We start from the raw sequence: 22,857 nt of genomic DNA, 5'->3' as shown, positions 1-22,857 counted from the left end.
GATGTAGTGAATTTCCCGACTTATGAGACAACGGAAACAGTAGAGCTGCAATGTAGCTTTATTACGGAATCATTAAACAAGCCAAGTTAAGCCTGTAAGCCAATCAAGAGGTGATTGTTATTATTATGGTCTATATTTCATGGTATTTAGAAGAGTTATAACTTAACGCTGTTATATAAACCATGAGGCAACTATTTACTGTCATTTTTATGCTTTTACTGAGTTGCCTGCCTGTTGTACTCAAGGGCGAGACAATTACTTGGTATCACGCAGACTTCCCCCCTGGCTCAATATCTAAAGGCCCAGACAAAGGCAAAGGATACAATGACCAAACTGAGAAGTTCATGGTAAAACACCTGCCTGAATTTCAGCATCAATTTGTTACAGCAAATTACTCTAGAATTGTTCATGACTTAAAAGTAAGAAACGGCTGTACTGTTGGGCTGTTTAAGAGCAAAAAACGAGAAAAGTTTATCTTATACTCTATTCCACGGTTATTAGTTTTACCAAATGGTGTTGTTTTTAAAAAAGACAGACTCGTTGATTTCACTCCTTATATTGATGAAAACGAATATATATCTATTGATAAATTAATAGGAAAGAGTCACTTTAACGTGGGTGTTGCAAAAGGAAGAAACTATGCTGGTGGCATTCAACAAGCTCTAGAAAAGTATAAAGGCAAAAAAACAATCATAGAAAGAGTTGGTCTTGATGTTTTTAGTGGCCTATTTCAAATGCTTATGGCAGATCACTTAGATTATATCATTGGTTTTCCAGTGGAAGCTAAGTTTTTTGCCCGTAAGCATGGTTATGAGAATGCTATTCGTTTTTTGCCAGTTAAAGAAATGCCTTTATATTCTAAGACTTACATGGCTTGTTCAAAAAATAAATGGGGCTATGAGGTCATAGATAAGATTAATCAAATTCTAACAAAACATCGGCATACCCCTGAGTATCTTTCTTTCTATGAGTACTGGCTAGATGATGCTGCAGCCTTAAGGCATAAACAGTTTTCACATAAGCTATTTCTTAATCAATAACTAGCACACAAATCCAGCTTTCAGTGCTAACCAAAGCCTAATGGGTGAGTTCGTGATAAACTGGCAGTATATCAGTAGTTACTTTAAGTAAATTGAATGTTAATCAACCAGAAAACTATTTTCGATCATACTAAACTTTGTCACTATTTAGGCAAAATTGCTGCTATTTTGTTTAGATTGGCTAAATGGTCAATTGAAGGAAACAAGCCAGATCAGACACAATCGGTTGTAGTAGCAGCTCCTCATACCTCTAATTGGGACTTTTTTATAACCCTGGGCATGGCTTTGAAAATGGGCGTAAGAGTACGCTGGTTAGGTAAACAATCGTTATTTAAATGGGGGCTAGGCCCATTAATGCGTTGGCTCGGTGGTATTCCTGTCGACCGATCTAAATCATCTGGCTTGGTTGAACAGGTTACCAGCTACTTTAAAGCGGGTGGCCACTTCTCTTTAGTGATATCGCCTGAAGGTACTCGCAGCAAAACAAAACAATGGAAAACTGGTTTTTACTATATAGCTAAAAATGCCAATGTGCCCATTAACCTTGCTTTTATTGATCACAAAAAAAGGGTTGTTGGGTTAGGATATACATTTCATTTAACCGAAAATCCTGAAAAAGATTTAAAGTCTATCAAAGCCTTTTATACACCTTATATATGACAGATTTCTTAATAAGCTAAATAGTCGCTAATCCATTCATGCTGAGTTTATAAGACTTTTTACTTTTTTACCGACTCAGCTTAATGGAATTTTTATTATTTATATTTTCTCATATCACTCATATTAAAATTAATACCTTGGTATAGCTTAGACTTTTGGCTGATTGTAATCACCTGTTAATTTTTTAACACTACTCCCGTTTCAAAATAAACAAAAAAATTAATGAAATATGGAGTCATGGATGCAAAAAAAAGCGCTCATTTTAGCAACAGCTATTGCTGCTTGCAGCATTAATATAAATGCCACACCGATGGATCCTAGAGATAAGCCAGTTACTCAAAACTTTTCAGCAGAAGTTTTGGCTAACTTCGATTTATTTGCGGATTCAGATAATAATAAAATTCTCTGGTATGTACCTAAATTAGGTAATATTGCCCTACAAGCAACCCATACAACAGCTCCTCGTCCACGTTTTGCAGCGTCTTCTCGGGAGGTCACTCGTGGCATTTTTGAGGGAGAAACCATTGTTAACTTAGGTGGTTCATTTTCAACATCTGGTAGCCTAGGTGCACTTCAGCGTTTAAATAATGAAGCATCAAGCTATGGTTTAACTGTACGTGCCGCGCCTGCTAGCAAAGCAGCTGCTAAGTTTATGGTGTCTGCAATTGATATTGGTTCAGGTAGAGCCGATGTTCGCTGTCAGGATAGCGAAGATATTACTGGTTTAGGTACAGTTGTAGAGTGTGAAGTTAAAGGTTTCGATGGAGAGTACTACCCAACAGACATGCTGTATCGTCTAAACTCCAGAGCCCCTCAGGGGAAAAGCACAGTCTCTCAAAATATTCCTTTCCAAGCAGTCTTATTACCAGGTTTTGATCAACTAATTCAAGATAAACTTGATGATGGTGCTCAATGGGACGATTTAATCACCGCCGATGTTGAGTGGGAAATTGGTACTGAGCGGAAAACAAGAGTTGCTCGCGCAAAAATTAAGTGGGAACAAATTTTTGAGCAAGCACATACTTATATGTCCATTCATAACTTTGCTTGTGTAGATGTGGAGATTGAAGCCTTTTTCCAAAATCTAGCAACTTGCCCTAACGAAGAACAATGCGGAGTTAAATTAGAGTTCCTTCACTCTGACGGTCAATATAAGGATCAACCTCCAAGTGATGCAGCATTTAATGATGCAGTAAGAGCTTTCCAAAAAGATCTTGAAACAGAGTTATTTAACGAAGTAGCTGTTTACCAAGAGTCGCAAATTGATCCTCTGAAGAAAAGCCGTAGTTCTGTCTTTACCTTAAAAGCGAATTACCAAAAAGTTCTTGTGAAAAAGAATGAAACTCGCTACTTATACTGGAACCCAGGCAGAACTGTTCAAAACTCAGCAACCACTATGAATATAGGCTGTGTAACCGGTACTTTAGGTGGAAAAATGTCTTGGGATATGGGCGATCCAGCATGTCGTGATATAGCAAACCAACAATAATACGGTTTATGTATTAACTATTCATTTAAAGTTTTAGTGGACATCAACATATTCATTACTATGTTGATGTCCTTGCTATTCACGGAGGAGATTTCATTATGAAGAAATTGCTGGCTGCAGGCTTAGCTAGCTTAGCTTGCTATAGTTATGCAGAAAATATTCGTTTTGCTGATTTAGATTGGGATCGAATGATACAAGATAATGGCATTATTCATGTACCAGTTAAAGAGTTGAAGAAAGGTCCTATCTGGTATCAAAACTACTATCAAAAATCACTTAGACCAACTCGATTAAACAGAAATACTAAAGTTATTTGGGTAACACTGAATCCCAGTATAAGAAAAGATAATAATGAAATTTATTATGATTTTTTAAATAACTATGATGTTATTGATGCAAAGATTAATTTATTACCGGAAGATGCAACACTTTGCGAGCCATCAGAAGCATTAGTACAAGAGCTTGAAAGGCTATACACTGTCCATAAGCTGGAAAGTTTTATTGGTGGTTACCCAAGTGTATGCAAGCTAAAGATTATTTATCCAAAAGAGCAATTCGCTAACAGTGGCATAGAACATCCAGAGCAACAGCTAGTTGAATTTTTAAACAGTAACCAAGCTGTTCAGTTCCATGCAGATATTGCTAGCAAAATAGATCCTATTACTATTTCTCAACCTGATATTATCAGTATTTTAGCTAAGGATAATATTCTTACTTTTAATGAGGAAAAACAAACTTACTCTGGTAAACTGCCAGATTTCTTATATTCATCTTTAAAGTTAGCGATCAATAACCCTACTTTATTCAGTACTGCTACTGACCAGCAAACAAAAGAACATTGGCAACTATTTACTAACAATTTTAACCTTCAGGCTATCAATCAACACGAGCCGCTATCTGATGAAGAAGTAAATTCAAATACAACTGAAGAAACAGTAACCGACCCAGTGACTCCAAAAAAGCTTGTTGAGTTTAATGTTGAAATAGACCAGGAAACAGCCTTAAAACCAATCGAAGTACAAGCAGGCCAAACTACTACCAGGTTCAGTATTAGCTTCTGATTTTTATAGTATTGTTTATGACTGCATACAAGCTTCGAGCTGTTTATTTATTCGTTGTTTTTCTGCCGTTTATTGTTTTTTACTCACAGCCAGCAGCAACTGCTGGCTATGTTGATGAGTGTTATGGTTGTCATACAATAGCTCGTGTAAAACCGATAGATGGAGTATTTCCAAATGGCTTTGGTCATTGGCGTGATAGCCAGTGTTATGGCTGTCATAGGGAGATTAACGATGTTGCTATTAATGTTAATACAGGGGTGTTTGATAAAAGACGATTTGCTTTACCTGTAAGTAAAAAACGTCTTTCTCAATTAAGTCACTCCCCTTTATCTTATATGCATGCACCTCAACAGCTCGTTTTTTCTGTTAATGATGTACCAAGGTTTTCCCCTGAAGCACTTTTCAACTTTTTACGTCAACCTGTTAGCTTAAATAAAATTAAAGTGCCGTACACAACTATGCTGGCTTATCCAGCATTAAATAAGCAACAATTTAACAACGTAATTAGCAAGTTAAATAATAACCAGGATTTACCAAAGACTATTTTTACAACAGTAGCTGCAGATAACACACAAGCACTAAAGATTTGGAATCAACAATGTAAAAGTTGTCATGAGTCCACTATAGCCCCTTACGATAAACAAGGATTGAGTCTTTTTTCTGCTGATTGGATTTATCATTTTACTAATGGGTTATTAGAAAAACCTGGTAGTAAACGAACGATGCCTGTTATTAAGGTAAATAAAGCTACAGCTAAAGGCTTACAACAACTATTCAATCAATCCTATCAAGTAGCCAAACAGCGTATTCATCAACGAAGTAAAACTGTTGTAGGCAAGCCTTTAAAAAAAGCGACAAAGCTAAATGATAAAGCTATCAGTTATATCTGGGATCGTTTTTTTAGAGATGGTATGTGCGTTCATTGCCACGGTATTGACGGACGAGCAAAACAATATTTTGATACGACCAGCCAAATAACAATAAGTCAGTGGTTAAGAAATAACTCTCCATGGGAAATTTGGCGCCGTCTGGAAGTCAGATCACTAGAAATAGAAACGGGAATACAGGCACATTCCCCAGGCATGCCAATGGCAGCCCCTGCACTGCCCAAGCCAATGAGGCAGTTATTTTTAAGCTGGATAAATGAAAGCTGTCCTGATTTATCTGGCAAAAATCATTGCAGTAAAAATAAATAGTTTATTTTTACTCTATGTAAAAAATTTATATTCAACGATATCTATCGCCAACAAGGACACATTTTATATATGAAAAAACGACTAAAGCAATTGGCTTTGCTAGGCAGTATACCATTACTTATTAATTCCTCTAATACAATCAGTGCTGTAAATTTTTCAGCTGAAGTTCTAAATCAATTTCATATTATTAGAGATGTAAAACAACCGAAAACTCTACAATACATATCCCGATATGGGGCAATAGCTCAGCAAACTTATAAATTAAACAGTAATGAATATAGCCATGCGCTTAGAGCTCCTCAGTGGCAAATCCCTAGCTTTTATGCTGTTACTTTATTTGGTCAAAACCAACCTTTTTTAGGTGAAGAGATGGTAGGCTTTGGAGGACAATTTACTACCTTAGAAAATACCAGTTCGCTTGCTAAGTTAATAAAAGAAGCAAGGGCACAAGGCTACACACGAATAATGCCTGCTCTATATCAGTATGCAGAACTTAACTTTATAGCAACTGCATTTGATATTGAAAATGGTCAACTGGCTTTAGATTGTAAAATTGAAAAAATACCTGTAGAAGGTGGTTCAGATCCGTTTGTAACAATACCTATTTGCCATTTAAAAGGTACCGATCAAGTTTACGATATTAATATTAATTTACTTTATAGTTTAAACTCTAACCTGCCAACAATTGGCTCCACTAATAATAGAATTACATTTGATGCAGTTACTTTACCTGGCTGGAAGCCAGATATTAATAACTTATTATCCAGTGGTGAAGGCTGGCAACATCTTTTAACAGGTGTTGTTGACTGGTCTATCAGCTCTCAGCCCATTAAAACGTATAATCTAGATGTAGACTGGATAAAACTATACAACTTTACCTTTAAAGATTTAAGAAATGGTATCAACCCACTATTTTCTAAAAAAGCTGTTCGAAATAAAATGAAACAGTTACTTTCCTGTAACGATATAAATCAATGTGGTATCCAACTGAAACACATGGGAAGACCAGGAGAGCCAGGTTTATTACCTGACTCTACATTACTTCAAGATGCACTAGGCAGAACATTATTCACTGAAACTAAGCTTGAGTTTGATAGAAGAACCACAACTACTTTAAATAGGGTTAAACGAAAAATATTGGCTAATACTATCGATACTAACAGTCAGTTTATTCCTAAAGCAAACTTCCAACAAATCCTACAGCAAAAAAAAGGTAATCTGAGTTTACTAATACCAAACAAAAACATTAAGCACTATCGTACTATTTTAGATATCAACTGTATAAAAGGGAAAGTTGATAATAACCTTCGTTGGAAGTCCTCATCATCACACTGCTCTTCTAACCCAGCAACACCGAAGATTAGCTATCATTGGAGTGGTTGGAAAAATAGCCAAAAACCTAATTTTATTGGTGAAGTAGAAAAGCGACCTAAAAAATGCCTAAACCCTATTGCTATTCAAGCCCGTTCAGCCAAAAACAAAAAAAATCATTATACTCTCAAAGAAAGACTTAACTTATCTCCCAGAACAGGCTTACAGTGTTTAAATAAACATCAGTCAGATAAAAAGTGTGAGGACTACGAGGTTAATTGGCTGTGCATGAATATCAGTATAATAAGGCCACCAATAGACCCTCCTATTGTTATTGACCCACCAAGATGGCCTCCTATTATTGAGCCCCCTATTATTATTGATCCACCAAGACCACCAGAGTATATCTATTAAAATCTCCTTACAATAGGGCCTCCTGTCTCCCCCTTTAAGAGGCTGACGCAAAAGTACTACAAATCAAGTCCCTTCTCCCCCGCGGGGGAGAAGGTTAGGATGAGGGGGCCCGCATAGCGGTTGATTTAAAGTAATTATACCCTCACCCCAGCCCTCTCCCAGAGGGAGAGGGAGCTACATATAACTTTCGCGACAGCCTCTTTTCAGAGAGGAGAGCTTTACAGTTAACGATAGAGTGGCTCTGTCTGATAAACCTCTGCATATTTAATCCGGTCATAGGCTAGACGATAAGTAAATGTATCTCCTTTTTCTAGTCGTACTTTAATTTTGATCCCTTCCTGTTTTGCATCCAGTACAGTGCCGATATATTGCTTTCTTTTATCTGTTATAATTAATACTTTCTTCCCAACATACTGTCTAAAATCATCATATACCTTTAATACTATCTTTTTCCTTTCTTTTTTCTTTATTGGTTCATCTGACTCTTCTATTACATCTACTGATTTAGCAATTTCTTCTTCTGATAGCCGGCTAAAAATTGGCTGTATATATTCTCCATTAATAGACAACATTGCACTTTCTTGAATAATCGCATTAATTGGGTCATCCCACTTAATTATAGCGTCAAAGAATGATTTAGATCCGTCACTTAGATCTACACTTACTTTAATATTCCCTCCAGTTGCCTTTATAAACTCTTTAACTTTTGTTATGTATTGCTCCGAAAAAGAAAGACTATAAATTCTTTTTAAATGTTTATTTGCAATTTTTATCTCTCTATCTATACATTGGTCAGCTGTAATCTTATGTTTTTCTTTGCAAAGCTTTATCCATAACTCATTATATGACTGATCCGTATAGTTTATATTCATCAGTTGGAGCTGTGGTGTCTGATACATCATGAATAGTTGCTTTATATTTATAGAGGGTATTTCTTTTACTTTAACATTCATACTATAAGATTTTATCCCTCTAACTTCATAGTTAAGATCTATATCAGCACCCGAAGTATACTCGTAATATGTATAACCTACAGATGCATCTAATATGGTTTCATCAAGACCTAGTTCTGACTCAGCTAAATAAAATGGATAGTAGGTAGGCTTTCGTATAAATGGATTTAACTTAACTATATTTTCAGGAGAAATTCTAACGCCATTAATTTCAAACTTTAAACTACTAGGTAACTCTTCCATGTCTTTGTAAAAAAGCTGGATTACATCTAATAAAGAAGGGAACTTCACTCTCATCAAGTCGATGGAAGTATTAAAGGTAACATTGTCTTCAGGAATTGGAATACCAAACTCTACTTCACTTACCTCTAACGCTCCAACATAGGTTGTTTTGATATCTTTATAAGAAAAGTCAAATCCAGTCATTGCTGCATAACTACTCATTTGCTCTAAAAACTTGTCAACTTTATATGTAATGTAAAACTGCGCGCCTCCAACCCCTATAGCAATTATTACAACTAATACAATAATAAATTTTAACATTTTATTTGCCCTATCCACCCAGAGGCTGTTGTTGTTTTTGTGTAATATAAAAATACTATTATTTTAAACAGTATATTAATTTAAAACAAAACTACTCTACTTCAAATGTAGTCGTAATTTTCTTTATTTTAAATGGTGATGAGTTGATTTGAGTGGGTCTTTAGAAGACTGTTTTACATTAGTGAAAAAACTAACAACAAGATAAGTATGCAAACATAGAGGGCAAGTAAGAATTTCTTAATATTATTAAGCTGACAAAAATGGGGCTTTAATTTTGCCCCATTTTTTTATTTTTAATTAAAGAATATTTTTTATTTATATATCAAGATTATTTACTCTTAATGCATTATCTTCTATGAAGTTCCTTCTTGGTTCTACCTGGTCACCCATCAATGTAGTGAAGATCTGGTCTGCTGCAATAGCGTCTTCGATTGACACTTTCAACATACGCCGTACTTCTGGGTCCATAGTTGTTTCCCACAGTTGACCTGGGTTCATTTCTCCCAAGCCTTTATAACGCTGAATTGTAAAGCGCTTAGTGGTTTCTTTCATCAACCAATCTAAAGCAGCTTCAAAGCTGTCTACAGGGTGTTTCCTTTCACCTTTAGCAACATAAGCGGTTTCTTCTAATAAACCAGAGAGCTTCTCCCCTAGCTTGACCATATTGCTATAGTCATTGGAAATAAAGAACTCTGTTGACAACGGATAGTCATAGTCAACTCCATGATGAGTTAACTTAACCACTGGTAACCATACTTGATGCTCTTTGTCATACTGGGCCTCTACTTTATAGAGCTTTCCAGATTTTCCTTCTACCTCAAGTGCTTTATTTAAATTTACAGCCCAGTTTGTTATTAGTTGCTGATCTTTCAAGCCTTCTTCTGTAATTGCTTCACTGTAGACAACATTCTTCAATACTTCTGAAGGATAAAGTTGTGAAAGCTTATTGATGGCGGATTCTATTTTGCGATAAGCACTTACCAACTCTTCTAGCTGTACACCACCAATTCCAGGAGCATCTTCATTTACATGTAGTGCAGCATTTTCTAGAGCTGCTTGTATTAAATAATCATCTAAAGCAGCTTCATCTTTTATGTAGTTCTCTTGTTTCCCTCGCTTCACTTTGTACAAAGGAGGTTGGGCAATATAGACATAGCCATGCTCAATTAACTCTGGCATTTGTCTAAAGAAGAAAGTGAGTAATAGTGTTCGTATATGCGAGCCATCAACATCAGCATCAGTCATGATAATAATATTGTGATAACGCAGCTTTTCCAGATTAAACTCTTCTCTGCCAATACCACAACCTAACGCAGTAATTAAGGTGCCAACCTCAGCAGAAGAAAGCATTTTATCAAAACGCGCTTTTTCAACATTTAAGATTTTACCTTTCAGAGGAAGGATCGCCTGTGTTTTTCGATTGCGCCCTTGCTTAGCTGAGCCACCCGCAGAGTCACCCTCCACAATATAGAGTTCAGATAAAGCTGGGTCTTTTTCCTGGCAATCTGCAAGCTTACCTGGTAGGCCAGCAATATCCAGTACACCTTTACGACGAGTCATTTCTCTTGCTTTACGCGCTGCTTCTCGTGCCCGAGCAGCATCAACCATCTTAGAAACAATAGACTTTGACTCTTGTGGGTTTTCAAGTAGGTAATCAGAGAGAAGCTTATTCATCTCTTGCTCTACTGCAGACTTAACTTCTGAAGAAACCAGTTTATCTTTGGTCTGAGAAGAGAACTTAGGATCGGGCACTTTAACAGAGATAATGGCAGTTAACCCTTCCCTGGCATCATCACCAGTAGTGTTAACTTTTTGTTTCATTAGATTTTCTTTTTCAATATAAGAGTTCAGAGTTCTGGTAAGCGCCCCACGAAAACCAGCCAAGTGAGTACCGCCATCACGCTGAGGAATATTGTTAGTAAAACAATAAATATTTTCCTGAAATCCATCATTCCATTGCATCGCAATTTCTACACCAATGCCATCTTCCCTTTGCGTGGTAAAGTGAAATACTTTGTTGATGGGATTTTTATTTTGATTAAGAAACTCAACAAATGCTTCTAATCCACCATCATATTTAAATTCATCTTCCTTACCGCTACGCTCATCCTTAAGGTGAATACAAACACCAGAGTTAAGGAAAGATAGTTCCCGTAAGCGTTTGGCCAGAATATCGTAGCTAAAATTAATGTTGGTAAAGGTTTCTTCTGAAGGATAAAACTGTATTTCAGTACCTGAGTAGTCAGTGTCACCAATAACAGCTAATTGTTCTCTCGATACTCCATGATCATAAATTTGCTGATGCACCTTGCCATTTCGGCGTATTGTTAAGCGAAGTTCTCTAGATAGTGCATTTACTACAGAAACCCCCACACCATGCAAGCCACCCGATACTTTATAAGTGTTATCGTCAAACTTACCACCCGCATGTAGTACAGTCATGATAACTTCAGCAGCAGACATCCCCTCTTCTTCATGGATATCTACTGGAATTCCACGACCATTATCTTTAACAGTTACCGAGTTATCAGGGTGAATGATGATATCAATTTTTGAGCAAAATCCTGCAAGTGCCTCATCAATTGAGTTGTCTACAATTTCAAAAACCATATGGTGAAGACCAGTACCATCGTCCGTATCACCAATGTACATTCCTGGTCTTTTACGAACTGCATCCAAGCCTTTTAAAACTTTAATATTTGATGCATCGTAATTTGTGGTCATACACGATAACTCCTGCTTTGAAAGGATAGCTTTCAGCCTTTTTTAGGCCTATCAAGTGGTCTGATTTGCCCATGTTCCACGTGAAACATCTTTACATCTTTTGTTTCATGCCATTCATAATCTAAAGATGTCTCTTCAACACATGTTATGAATGCTTGGCAATTCATTGTTTCAATAAGCTGACACAGCTTACTTTTCTTTTCATTATCTAACTCTGCTGCAATATCATCGATTAGATAAATACTCTGCTGGTTAGTAAATTTATTGAATAAAAAGCCTTGAGCAATTTTTAGTGCTGCTGTTACTAGCTTTAATTGTCCTCTTGAAAGTATTTCATCAGCTGACAAACCATCGACTTTTACCTTTATGTCTGCACGATGTGGGCCATATAAAGTGCGATGCTGGTTTTGCTCTTTATCAAAATTTGATGTAAGCAAGTCAAGCAATTCTACTTTCTTATCCCAGCCTGGATAGTAACTTAACGAGAGATCTGGTAAATCGATTAATTGAGAAACAATTTCATTAAAAACTGGGACAAATTGATCGATATAAAGCTGGCGTTGCTGATCAATTTTATTGGCTAAGTTAGCTAAAGATTCACTCCAAACTTTTAATTCAGTTGGTGATATTTTATCACGTCTCAGTAGACTATTCCGATGTTTTATGCATTTTTGCGCCTGCCTCCAGTGTTCCATATAGTGATGTTCCACGTGGAACACTCCCCAATCAAGAAACTGCCTTCTTAACTTTGGGCCACCTTCTAATAGCTGAAAAGTATCTGGGTTAATGATTTGAATCGGCAACAATTGTGCAAGTTGAGCAACAGTACGAACTTTTTCACCTGCATACCGAATCATCAACTCTCCAGACAAACTCCTTTTTAATCCTAACGGCAGCTTTCGATTACTTCCTACTGATAGCTCAGCAAAAACAGTGCACTCTTGAGACTGAGAATTAATGATTGGTTTAAGTTTGGTACTTCGAAATGAACGGGCCAGCCCAAGTAAATAAATAGATTCTAGTAAGCTGGTTTTGCCACTGCCATTTTTACCAATAAACAGGTTAATGCCAGTGGCAAACTCAAGGTCAACAGAACGTAGATTTCTTAAATTGGAAACTGATAAACGGGAAATGCTCATGCAGTATTTTCAATACAAGTCAATTACATCCGCATAGGCATTACTACAAATGTAGAGTCTCCATCTTCAAGCTCTTCCAATAGCACACTGCTGTTGGAGTCAGACAGTGTTAGTTTTACTTGGTCACCAGATAAAACTGATAACACATCAAGCAAGTAACCAACATTAAAGCCTATCTCCAAATGCTCTGAGTCATATTGAACATTAACATGCTCTTCTGCTTCTTCTTGGTCTGGGTTATTGGCAATAATAGTTAGTGCATTGTTATCCATCAACAACCGCACACCACGGTATTTTTCATTAGATAAAATTGCAGCACGGTTTAAAGACTGACGCAGTACTTGACGCTCTCCAACTAAAATTTTATCTCCACCCTTAGGAAGAACACGCTTATAATCAGGAAACTTGCCATCCACTAATTTTGAAGTAAATGAAAAGTCACCTGTATGAGCACGAATATGATTATTACTTAAAACAATGTTGACTGGCTCATCACCACCCGTCAGTAACCGTGCCATTTCTAAAATACCTTTACGTGGCACAATTACTTGCTGTAAATCAGCATTATTAATATCTGCCTCAACCGTACACATTGCTAGACGATGACCATCAGTAGCAACACCACGTAACTCACCTGGGCGCAGCTCTAGTAACATGCCATTTAAATAGTAACGAACATCCTGCTGTGCCATAGCGAATGCAGTACGATCAATTAAGCGACGAAGTTTTGCCTGAGAAACTGAAAATGAATGAGCACTCTCTCCTTCTTCTATATTAGGAAACTCAGTAGCAGGCAATGATGATAAAGTGAAGCGACTACGACCTGCACGAACTAAAACGCGTTGATCGTCCTGTTTAACTTCAATTTCTACTTCATCAGGCAGTGACTTACAAATATCCATTAGCTTACGAGCAGGAACAGTGATCTCTCCTGGTTGAGCTGATGACTCAAGTGGAACTCGACCAATGAACTCTACTTCCAAGTCAGTTCCTGTTAAAGATAACTGATTGTCTTCAACTACTAACAACACATTAGACAAAACCGGAAACGTATGCTTTCGCTCCACTACACCAGCTACTATTTGTAAAGGCCTAAGCAAAGCTTCCCGGGTAATAGTAAATTTCATCATTTCCTTCTCATACAAAAGTCGTCAACAGGAAAACCACTGTAATAATTTCTAAGTCGTTAATGACCGGAGCAAATTTTTGTAATCTTCTCTAATTTCTGAATCGGTTTCAGTCAGCTCTTTCACTTTACGGCAAGCATGCAAAACAGTCGTATGATCTCGCCCACCAAATGCATCACCTATTTCAGGTAATGAGTGATTGGTTAATTCTTTTGATAAAGCCATCGCCACCTGTCTTGGTCTAGCAACAGAACGGCTTCTCCGCTTGGATAAAATATCAGCAATCTTTATTTTATAGTACTCAGCAACCATTCGTTGGATATTATCAATACTGACCTGCTTATCTTGAAGTGCCAACAAATCTTTGAGGGACTCACGAATCAAGTCGATAGTAATTGGTCTGCCCAAAAAGTTAGCATGAGCAATTACCCGTTTTAGAGCACCCTCTAGCTCACGTACATTAGAACGCACTCGTTGTGCAATGAAAAAAGCAGACTCATGGGGTAAATCAATTTTCGCTTGCTCTGCTTTTTTCATTAAAATAGCTACCCGAGTTTCTAGCTCTGGAGGTTCAACAGCAACCGTCAAGCCCCAACCAAAACGAGACTTTAAGCGCTCTTCTAAGCCATTAATTTCTTTTGGATAGCGATCACAAGTAAGGATCATTTGCTGACCACCCTCCAAGAGAGCATTGAAAGTATGAAAAAACTCTTCTTGTGAACGCTCTTTACCAGCAAAAAACTGAATATCATCAATTAATAGTGCATCAACTGAACGATAGTATCGCTTAAAATCATTGATTGCGTTTAGCTGTAAGGCTTTCACCATATCAGCAACAAATCGTTCAGAATGCAGATAAATGACTTTAGCATGACTATTTTGTTTAACTAAAAAGTTACCAACTGAGTGCATCAAGTGAGTTTTACCTAAACCAACTCCACCATATAGAAATAGCGGGTTGTATGCAGCTCCTGGATTTTCTGCCACTTGCCTTGCTGCTGCTAAAGCAAGTTGGTTTGACTTGCCCTCTACAAAGCTATCAAAAGTAAAATCTACATTAAGTGAACTATTGTGTTTTAGTCCACCTTCAACATCAACCTGTCTCGACACAGGCGCTGGTTTACTACGACTAGTTGTATCAGTCAGTTCAGCTAATACATCCAGTTGAGTAGGCTCTGTTTCTGCAGGTATATTTTCATTTTGGCTCTCATTATTACCATTACTGGTCAATGGATTTACAAAACTACTAACATTATCTTTTGTTATTGGCTGATTATTGGATCGAGCTTTAGAGACCAATTGATTAGCAGCTTGATTTTGTTGGCGAGCACCTGCTAAAAAACTAGGCTTACGCACAGCTACTTCTAGCATAACTAAAAAAGGCATGCCTTCAGCTAGCTCGCTTAGAATCTCTTCAATTCTGACTAAGTATTTTTCCTTAACCCAGTCTTTTACAAACCGGTTGGGAGCAAACATTGTCAGTTCATTGCCCTCAAGTTCAACCTTGAGTGGTCTTATCCAAGTATTGAACTGCTGAGAAGGCAACTCATCCTGTAATATTTCAAGACATCGTTGCCAGACTGTGAGCGACACTAATCTCTCCCCTTATCAATGTGTCAACAGGCGACAAATGAATACACAACGGTTCATTCTATATCTTCTTAGTAAAGTTATCCACATCAATCTTTGAGTTAAAAAATGTCTCTTCTGGATAAAAAAAATCTATACTAATCAGTAAATTACAAACTTAGAAACAAGATGATAACAAGTTGTTTACAAGTTTATTAACAGAAAATTTTTGTTGTGAATAAGTTGTTAGTGGATAATAGGATAACCCTGTGCACAACCCAGTGGTTAACTCACTGAATAACTTTATCAACAAATATTACACAAGCTTTTCATAGTTATTACACAAATAATACTCAAGATAGCCACAAACTTATCATTCTTATAATTAGCTTAAATTAAAGACTAAAACCAACTTATCCACAGAAAGTGTTGTTTATAATAATAACATCAATAACAAAACAACATTCTTTCTATAAGAAGAATATTATTTAATTAATAATGATTTGCAGACTCGAAATGAAAGAAGATGCGTAGTGAAAGAATTAAAACGTCAGTTGATGTGGACAACCTCAGTATTAATGAATAGAATTGGCGGCCCTTGCAGTCACAAGTCGTAAATTTATCAACAGCAAACAAGACTTATGGCTTTTTAAACTAAAGCATTGCTGTTTTTAAAAACGGTTTCAAACCATTCTCTGTGTATAACCATCCAAGTTTTGATGCAGTTAACAAACTATATTGTCCTACAACGATCGATTTTTATACAAGTTTTAAGCATGAGATGAACTGTGCTCACCAGAATTTACTTTTTCTAGATAAGATTTTTTTCTTCAAAGTTATAGATATTCACAATAGAAACTTTAAACTGGTGGCCAACATTCCCTGTGGATAATCGTTATTACCTATAAATGACTTTATTAGAATCATTTGACCAAACTATTGGCTTCTCTTCGATAAACTCAACATTACTAGTAATATTTCAAACGCCCTGTGCTGATTATTTGTCCTGAAAGTAGAGGATCTTAAGGATAGTGTGTACAGTATTGAGACTATTCTGTGCTTTACTTGATTTAGGGTTGGCCTGTTAACTTGAAAGTTACCCACATCTCGAAGTGCTTTCCATATAAACTCGTTTTCTGTGTATAAGTCCCTTCTGAAACATTTTCCACAGCAAAGCAAGAGGATCAGAAGCAAGAATAAGTAGAAAAAACTGAGCTTCAAAGGAGATTCAAAGCATTGCTCAAATCAACGAATAGCCTTGGAAAAGCAGCAGGCTAATGCCAAGAAACCCCTTCTTAAAACAAAAAGTAGCAGCTAAGCTGTTAATAAATTGACCTGACTAATAAGATTCCTTACAATTGCGCGTCTTTTAGATCTAAAAAAAGAGCAGTAAATACTTTCTGGAAAGTAATAGGTACGACGTATGAAAAGAACTTTTCAACCAAGTAACCTAAAACGCAAGCGCACTCATGGTTTCCGTGCTCGCATGGCAACCAAAAACGGCCGTTTGGTAATCAAACGCCGTCGTGCTAAAGGCCGCAAGCGCCTGGCTGCGTAATTGGTTTTGATAGGGCACTTGTAGCGTGGATCAAAGATTCAGCAAGGAGTCTCGTTTATTAAACAAGGCTGATTTTCAACGGGTCTTTGACAACGCGCCCTTTCGAGCTTCTCACCCAAACCTGCTAATTTTGGCAGCTCCCTCTTCTCATCAGCAACCCCGACTCGGCCTAGTTGTGGGTAAAAAAAATACCAAAAAAGCAGTGGCAAGAAACCGAATTAAACGATTGATTCGAGAATCTTTCCGTTGTCATAAACAGCAACTTCCTGCAATAGACTTAGTGTGCATAAGTCGTAAAGGGCTCGCAGATTTAGATAACCCTGCTATGTTTCAGCTACTGGAACAACAATGGAAGCGGTTGATAAAAAAAGCCAGCAAGCTATCTACAAAAACTATCCACAAGTAACAGTTAACCAGTTTCTTAACTATTATTTAGCTAACATAACTACATTATTAACCTTTGAATGCACGCTATTTTGCTTAAAACACCTACAGAAATAATTACACTACTCATTACCTGATAGCTTGTACTCGGTTTGTTCATCACTTAGTTGCAGGCAAAGAACAATTAAACAAGATTAGCAGTAGGGTAATTAGGCAAACTTGCGTATAATCCCTCCTCTTATTTAGATGTGAATAACTGTTATCAACAGATGGTATGGCTTAAGAAACCATGGATTTTCAAAGAACCCTTTTAATAGGTGGCTTAGCAATAGTTGGCTACTTAATGATTTTGCAGTGGGACAAAGACTACAACCAAGTCCCAACTACTACTCAACAGCAGGAACAGCACCAAACAGTTCCTTCATCTGAGGATGCCCCTCAACTGACTCAGGCTAAACAAGGTACTGCTGATGATATTCCAAAACTGGATACAGTAAGCGATGCTCCTACTGATTCTGCTTCAGTATCTGAACAGGTTGTCACAGTAACCACAGATACATTAGCAGTAGAAATTGATACTAAAGGTGGCAACATCGTTAAAGTGTCGTTATTAAAGTACCCAGTAAAACTGCCAGACGATGAAGAGCCAAATCCTGCTCCATTTACTTTACTTGAGCGCTCATCAGCCAGAACCTTTATCGCTCAGAGTGGTTTGATTGGGCCTGATGGAACTGATAGCAAAGGCAAGCCAACTTATCAGACTGCTCAAACTAGCTATCAACTTAATGGTGGAGATACCTTAAATGTTGACCTTTCTTTAATTGATAAGAAAGGGGTTAAGGTTATTAAACGGTATACCTTCACTAAGGGCACTTATGAAGTCAAAGTTAGTTATGTTGTGGATAACACTTCATCCACAACTTGGCAGGCCAACTTATATGCCCAATTGAAGCGAGACAATACCCAAGACCCCAGTAACTCTGCCTCTTCAATGGGAATGAGCACTTATTTGGGAGCAGCTGTACGTGGCAAAGAAGAAAGATATGTAAAACTGCCTTTTGATGAGTTTGATGAAGAAAAATTCAGCGCTGATGTAACTGGTGGTTATGCTGCAATCCTTCAGCACTATTTTGTAAGTTCTTGGATACCTAATCAGGAGCAGTTGAATACTTTCTATACCAGAAAAGCAGGCAACAATAATATTGTTGGTTTTAAAAATCAGAATAATCCTCTCAAGTTGGCTGCTGGTGAGAAAGGTGAAATCAGTGCCACTCTTTATATTGGCCCTAAGGATCAGAAACGTTTGGCTGAACTGGCCGATGGCTTAGAGCTAACCATCGACTATGGTGTGCTTTGGTTTGTTGCTCAGCCTTTATTCTGGTTATTAACGTTTATCCACAGTCTGATTCCTAACTGGGGCTGGAGCATTATCTTGCTAACAGTTCTAGTCAAGGCTGCTTTCTACCCGTTATCTGCTGCCAGCTACCGTTCTATGGCGAATATGCGTCGTTTGTCTCCTAAGCTACAGGAAATGCGTGAACGCTTTGGAGACGACCGCCAGAAGATGTCTCAAGCGATGATGGAGATGTACAAGAAAGAGAAAATTAATCCTCTTGGTGGTTGCTTACCTATATTGGTTCAAATGCCAGTATTTATTGCCCTTTACTGGGTACTTTTAGAAAGTGTTGAATTACGTCAAGCACCATGGTTAGGCTGGATAACTGACCTGTCAGTAAAAGATCCATACTTTATCTTGCCATTAATCATGGGTGCATCCATGTTTGTTCAACAGTTGTTGAATCCAACACCTCCAGATCCAATGCAAGCGAAAGTGATGAAGATGATGCCAATTATCTTCACTGTGTTCTTCTTATTCTTCCCTGCTGGTCTGGTATTGTACTGGGTAGTGAACAACTTGTTGTCGATTGCTCAGCAGTGGATGATTACACGGCAGATAGAAGGTCAAGCTGCTGCAAAATCAACAAAATAATCAACAGCTTTCCACAACTTTATCCACAAGGCTCTAACTATTGGTTAGGGCCTTTTTCTTGCCTATAATCAATAAGTTAACGCTTTTTTATAAACCTCCCTAGCTTTGCTTTTACACAGATAAAGATTATGAATTCTATTGCTTCTCTTGATACTGATACCATTGCTGCTATTGCTACTCCTCCCGGTAGAGGTGGCGTTGGAATTATCCGGGTGTCTGGACCAAAAGCTCGGGAAGTAGCTGATCAGTTAGTAAAAGCTCAACTTAAACCTAGAATGGCGCATTTTGGTCTTTTTTATAGTCAACAAGGAGAGGTATTGGATGAAGGCATTAGCTTATTTTTCCAAGGACCTAATTCATTCACAGGTGAAGATGTACTTGAACTACAAGGTCATGGTGGTCCCGTTATTCTCGATTTATTACTAAATGAAGTACTTTCTATGGGAATTCGCCATGCTCGGCCAGGTGAGTTTAGTGAGCGTGCATTTTTAAATGACAAAATAGATCTAACCCAAGCAGAAGCCATTGCTGATTTAATTGATAGTGCATCCGAGCAAGCAGCTAAAAGTGCGATTCGCTCATTACAAGGTGCTTTCTCTAAGCGTATCAACGAACTTGTGGAAAACTTGACTCAGCTGCGGATTTACGTCGAAGCTGCAATCGACTTTCCTGAAGAAGAAATCGATTTTCTGGCTGACGGCAAAGTGGCCAGTGATTTAGATTCAATTATCCACAACGTAGATTCAGTATTGAAAGAAGCTAATCAAGGGGCGATGCTTCGTGAAGGAATGAGTGTGGTCATTGCTGGCCGACCGAATGCTGGCAAATCAAGTTTGCTTAATGCATTGGCTGGTAGAGAAACGGCTATTGTCACTGACATAGAAGGTACTACTCGGGATGTGTTGAGAGAACATATCCACATTGATGGACTGCCGTTACATATTATAGATACAGCTGGCTTACGAGACAGCGAAGACAAAGTTGAAAAAATAGGTGTAGAGCGTGCCTTTAAGGAAATCAGTGAAGCAGACCGAGTTTTGTTAATGGTGGATGCCAGCACTTCCCAATCAACAGATCCGCATGAAATCTGGCCGGAGTTTGTGGATAAGCTCCCTACTCTAGATAAAGTAACTATCATCCGAAACAAAGTGGATCTCACTGGCGAAGATGCTGGGGATAAAACTAATCCACAAGGTGTAAAGACTATTGCCATTTCTGCAATGCAAGAACAAGGCATTGCAGAATTAAAAGATCATCTAAAAGCTTGTATTGGTTTTGAAGGAACAACAGAGGGTGGCTTTACAGCCAGAAGAAGGCATATTGAAGCCATTAATCAAGCACAAGAGTACTTATACACAGGCAAACAACAGCTAACCAGTTATGGGGCCGGCGAACTATTAGCTGAAGACTTACGACTTGCTCAACACTCACTGAGTGAAATTACAGGTGAGTTTACTTCTGATGACCTTCTGGGGAGAATTTTTTCCAGTTTTTGCATTGGAAAGTAATTGGTATTGTCTCCGTGTTTTTGAGCCCGTTTTCCTTTGGTTAACGGGCTTTTTTGTGCCGTTTTATACGGTTTTTATTTAATTATCTTTTTATATTATTATTTTATTAAGTAATTAAATTTATTTATGTTGTAAAAAACAATATACACAACAACTAAATTATAATTATGTTGTTTATGTTTTTTGTTAATATAATATTTTTAATATTGGTTTATGCTTTAATATAGTGGTTTTAAAAGGTGACTGTATTTAAATTTAAAAAATAATACAGCTATTGATTTGTATTTTTATAAAATAAATGAATGTATTTAAGATAAAATATTTCATTTTATTGGTGAGCTTTAAAATAACTAATTTGTATTAAAATTCAGGTTAAATAAAAAAATATTAAACTATGATCAGTTTTGAATACTGATATTTTGATAGTAAGTTTCCATATTGCATTGCTACCCTCTAACTACCGCATGATGCATAAAGCCTTATTTCATGGCAAACTTGTCGTATGATCATGAGAGTAAAAGATAAGACAAATGAAGGATACAAAAAATAACAATAGTTCTGGTAGTAATTTCTGGTTTTTAAAGGAACATGACCCTATGTTCATGCAGTTGGCTATCACTGCAGAACAAGCATTTGCGGGTGATCCAAACACAGCACTTATGAAGCTGAGGCAACTAGGTGAGGCCTTAGCTCAAGACATTGCAGTTCGTTGTGGTATTCAGTTTGATAACCAAACAACACAAGCAGATCTTTTATTTAAAATTAATCGAGAGATTAACCTAGACCCTGCCATTCGTGGCTTATTTCATACCTTGCGTATTGAAGGTAATAAAGCCACACATCAATTTAAGACCAAACATAAAGAAGCAATGGATGGGCTTAAGGTGGCACGAGCCATTACCGTGTGGTTTCACCAGTCGTTTGGTAAGCAAGGCACCAACTTTAAGCCAGGTCCCTTTACGCTTCCATCAGATCCAAGTCAGCAGCTACGTGACTTACAAACCCAAATAGCGCAATTGAAAGGTGAGCTTTCAGAAACAAGTGAGCAATTAGATTCCAATAAATATTTAGCTGAATTAGAAGCGAAGGAAAAAGCAGAATATGCTGCACTTGCCGAACAAATGGATATTGATGCTCGCCATTTTGAACAGCAAGCTAAACAGTATGAAGAGGAGCTAATCAAGCAACAGCAGGAGTTTAATCGGCACCTTGAAGAGAAGTTACAAAAAAGGCTGGCAGAACAATCTAAACAACACCAGCAAGCATTAAAGCAAGTTTCTCAGCGTACCCAACAAGCCAGCAATGAGCTGGCCTTAAATGAAGAGTTTACCCGAATACTAATTGACCAACAATTAGTAGAGGCTGGTTGAGAAGCAGATAGTCAGACCATTGCTTATCGAAAAGGTACACGTCCAGAAAAGGGTAAAAATAAAGCTATTGCTGAATGGCCTACTGCAACGGGTAAAGCTGATTATATTTTATTTGCAGGCCTTACCCCTATCGCAATCGTTGAAGCTAAGCGGGAAAACACTAATGTAGCAGGTAAAATCCATCAAGCTGAACGTTATGGACGAAGCATACAATTAGCTAAAACCATGGTACCTGCTTGGCAATTAGCAGGCCGTCCCGCTGCTTGGGCAGATACCGAAGATAGGCATTACCAAGTGCTTTTTGTGTATTCCTGTAATGGTCGCCCCTATATTTGAGCAGATCAAAGAGCAGTCGGGTACTTGGTTTCGTGATGCCCGAAAAACTTCTAATCTAGCCAGGCCCCTTTCGCAATTTCATAGTCCTGAAGGGTTACTGGATCAGTTAAGGCGAGATAAAGAGGTAGCGGAACAGCAGTTAAAGCTAGAAGGCTTTGCTTATCTCAAATTACGTGATTACCAGCAAAAAGCTATTCAAGCAGTGGAAACAGCACTACAACAAAATCAACAAAACTGTTTGCTGGCGATGGCTACAGGTACCGGTAAAACCCGAACCATTATTGGCCTAATGTATCGCTTTTTAAAAGCCGAGCGGTTTAAACGGATTTTATTTTTAGTGGATCGTACGGCATTGGGTGATCAAGCACTCGACGCTTTTAAAGAAACGACCTTAGAGCAAAACTTATCATTACAATACTGTGGACAGTTTTTGAATTATAAAACATTGCTCTACAGGCCATGTACCATAGGAAGGAGGAGTTTAT

Annotated in this window: 17 protein-coding genes; 12 read left to right on the top strand and 5 right to left on the bottom strand. The window is 37.6% G+C overall.

From position 1 onward, the window contains the following. Window positions 1-182 precede the first annotated feature (182 nt). The 6 genes from ORQ98_RS17470 to ORQ98_RS17445 all read left to right on the top strand — a co-directional run bounded on the left by ORQ98_RS17470 (window position 183) and on the right by ORQ98_RS17445 (window position 7,171). Entirely contained in the window at window positions 183-1,040 is an 858-nt protein-coding gene (locus ORQ98_RS17470) for a TIGR02285 family protein (RefSeq protein WP_342455211.1), read from the top strand. 96 nt (window positions 1,041-1,136) lie between these two features. Then, window positions 1,137-1,700 carry a lysophospholipid acyltransferase family protein gene (locus ORQ98_RS17465; protein ID WP_274690091.1) on the top strand — a complete coding sequence of 188 codons (564 nt, stop codon included), beginning with the start codon at window positions 1,137-1,139 and terminating at the stop codon, window positions 1,698-1,700. 241 nt (window positions 1,701-1,941) lie between these two features. Further along, a complete protein-coding gene (locus ORQ98_RS17460) occupies window positions 1,942-3,189 on the top strand; it encodes a hypothetical protein (protein WP_274690090.1) in 1,248 nt (415 codons plus the stop codon). Window positions 3,190-3,287: 98 nt separating this feature from the next. Further along, the gene (locus ORQ98_RS17455; protein ID WP_274690089.1) at window positions 3,288-4,250 is read left to right on the top strand and encodes a hypothetical protein; all 963 of its coding nucleotides are present in this window, start codon (window positions 3,288-3,290) and stop codon (window positions 4,248-4,250) included. Between the two features lie 17 nt (window positions 4,251-4,267). Further along, window positions 4,268-5,446, top strand: coding sequence for a hypothetical protein (locus tag ORQ98_RS17450; RefSeq protein WP_274690088.1), 1,179 nt, complete (start codon window positions 4,268-4,270; stop codon window positions 5,444-5,446). Between the two features lie 69 nt (window positions 5,447-5,515). Next, window positions 5,516-7,171, top strand: coding sequence for a hypothetical protein (locus ORQ98_RS17445; RefSeq protein WP_274690087.1), 1,656 nt, complete (start codon window positions 5,516-5,518; stop codon window positions 7,169-7,171). 224 nt (window positions 7,172-7,395) lie between these two features. On the opposite strand, the gene ORQ98_RS17440 is transcribed toward ORQ98_RS17445, so the two are convergent. From ORQ98_RS17440 to dnaA, 5 genes are all read right to left on the bottom strand, one after another. After that, on the bottom strand, window positions 7,396-8,667 hold the full coding sequence (locus ORQ98_RS17440; protein WP_274690086.1) for an LSm family protein: 1,272 nt from the start codon (window positions 8,665-8,667) through the stop codon (window positions 7,396-7,398). 315 nt (window positions 8,668-8,982) lie between these two features. After that, complete coding sequence (gene gyrB / locus ORQ98_RS17435; RefSeq protein WP_274690085.1) at window positions 8,983-11,391, bottom strand: DNA topoisomerase (ATP-hydrolyzing) subunit B; 2,409 nt, start codon at window positions 11,389-11,391, stop codon at window positions 8,983-8,985. Window positions 11,392-11,423: 32 nt separating this feature from the next. Further along, entirely contained in the window at window positions 11,424-12,530 is a 1,107-nt protein-coding gene (gene recF / locus ORQ98_RS17430; RefSeq protein WP_274690084.1) for a DNA replication/repair protein RecF, read from the bottom strand. 23 nt (window positions 12,531-12,553) lie between these two features. Further along, on the bottom strand, window positions 12,554-13,657 hold the full coding sequence (dnaN, locus tag ORQ98_RS17425) for a DNA polymerase III subunit beta (protein ID WP_274690159.1): 1,104 nt from the start codon (window positions 13,655-13,657) through the stop codon (window positions 12,554-12,556). Window positions 13,658-13,708: 51 nt separating this feature from the next. After that, a complete protein-coding gene (gene dnaA, locus ORQ98_RS17420; protein ID WP_274690083.1) occupies window positions 13,709-15,250 on the bottom strand; it encodes a chromosomal replication initiator protein DnaA in 1,542 nt (513 codons plus the stop codon). 1,399 nt (window positions 15,251-16,649) lie between these two features. Here dnaA and rpmH point away from each other — a divergent pair. The 6 genes from rpmH to ORQ98_RS17385 all read left to right on the top strand — a co-directional run. After that, window positions 16,650-16,784, top strand: coding sequence for a 50S ribosomal protein L34 (gene rpmH, locus ORQ98_RS17415; RefSeq protein WP_163836336.1), 135 nt, complete (start codon window positions 16,650-16,652; stop codon window positions 16,782-16,784). 25 nt (window positions 16,785-16,809) lie between these two features. Continuing rightward, complete coding sequence (gene rnpA, locus ORQ98_RS17410; protein WP_274690082.1) at window positions 16,810-17,190, top strand: ribonuclease P protein component; 381 nt, start codon at window positions 16,810-16,812, stop codon at window positions 17,188-17,190. A 267-nt stretch (window positions 17,191-17,457) separates the two neighbouring features. After that, a complete protein-coding gene (gene yidC, locus ORQ98_RS17405; protein ID WP_274690081.1) occupies window positions 17,458-19,158 on the top strand; it encodes a membrane protein insertase YidC in 1,701 nt (566 codons plus the stop codon). A gap of 128 nt (window positions 19,159-19,286) precedes the next feature. Beyond that, window positions 19,287-20,666 (top strand): tRNA uridine-5-carboxymethylaminomethyl(34) synthesis GTPase MnmE, encoded by a 1,380-nt coding sequence (gene mnmE / locus ORQ98_RS17400; RefSeq protein ID WP_274690080.1) that lies wholly within the window; start codon window positions 19,287-19,289, stop codon window positions 20,664-20,666. Window positions 20,667-21,196: 530 nt separating this feature from the next. Next, window positions 21,197-22,036, top strand: coding sequence for a DUF4145 domain-containing protein (locus ORQ98_RS17395; RefSeq protein ID WP_274690079.1), 840 nt, complete (start codon window positions 21,197-21,199; stop codon window positions 22,034-22,036). A 316-nt stretch (window positions 22,037-22,352) separates the two neighbouring features. Next, window positions 22,353-22,857: DEAD/DEAH box helicase family protein (locus tag ORQ98_RS17385; protein ID WP_274690078.1), on the top strand; the 505-nt coding region annotated here is incomplete at its 3' end.

The organism is Spartinivicinus poritis, from assembly GCF_028858535.1.
Classification (GTDB): Bacteria; Pseudomonadota; Gammaproteobacteria; order Pseudomonadales; family Zooshikellaceae; genus Spartinivicinus; species Spartinivicinus poritis.
Note: the sequence above shows the minus strand (reverse complement) of the source record. Positions and strands in the feature narration are given on the sequence as shown.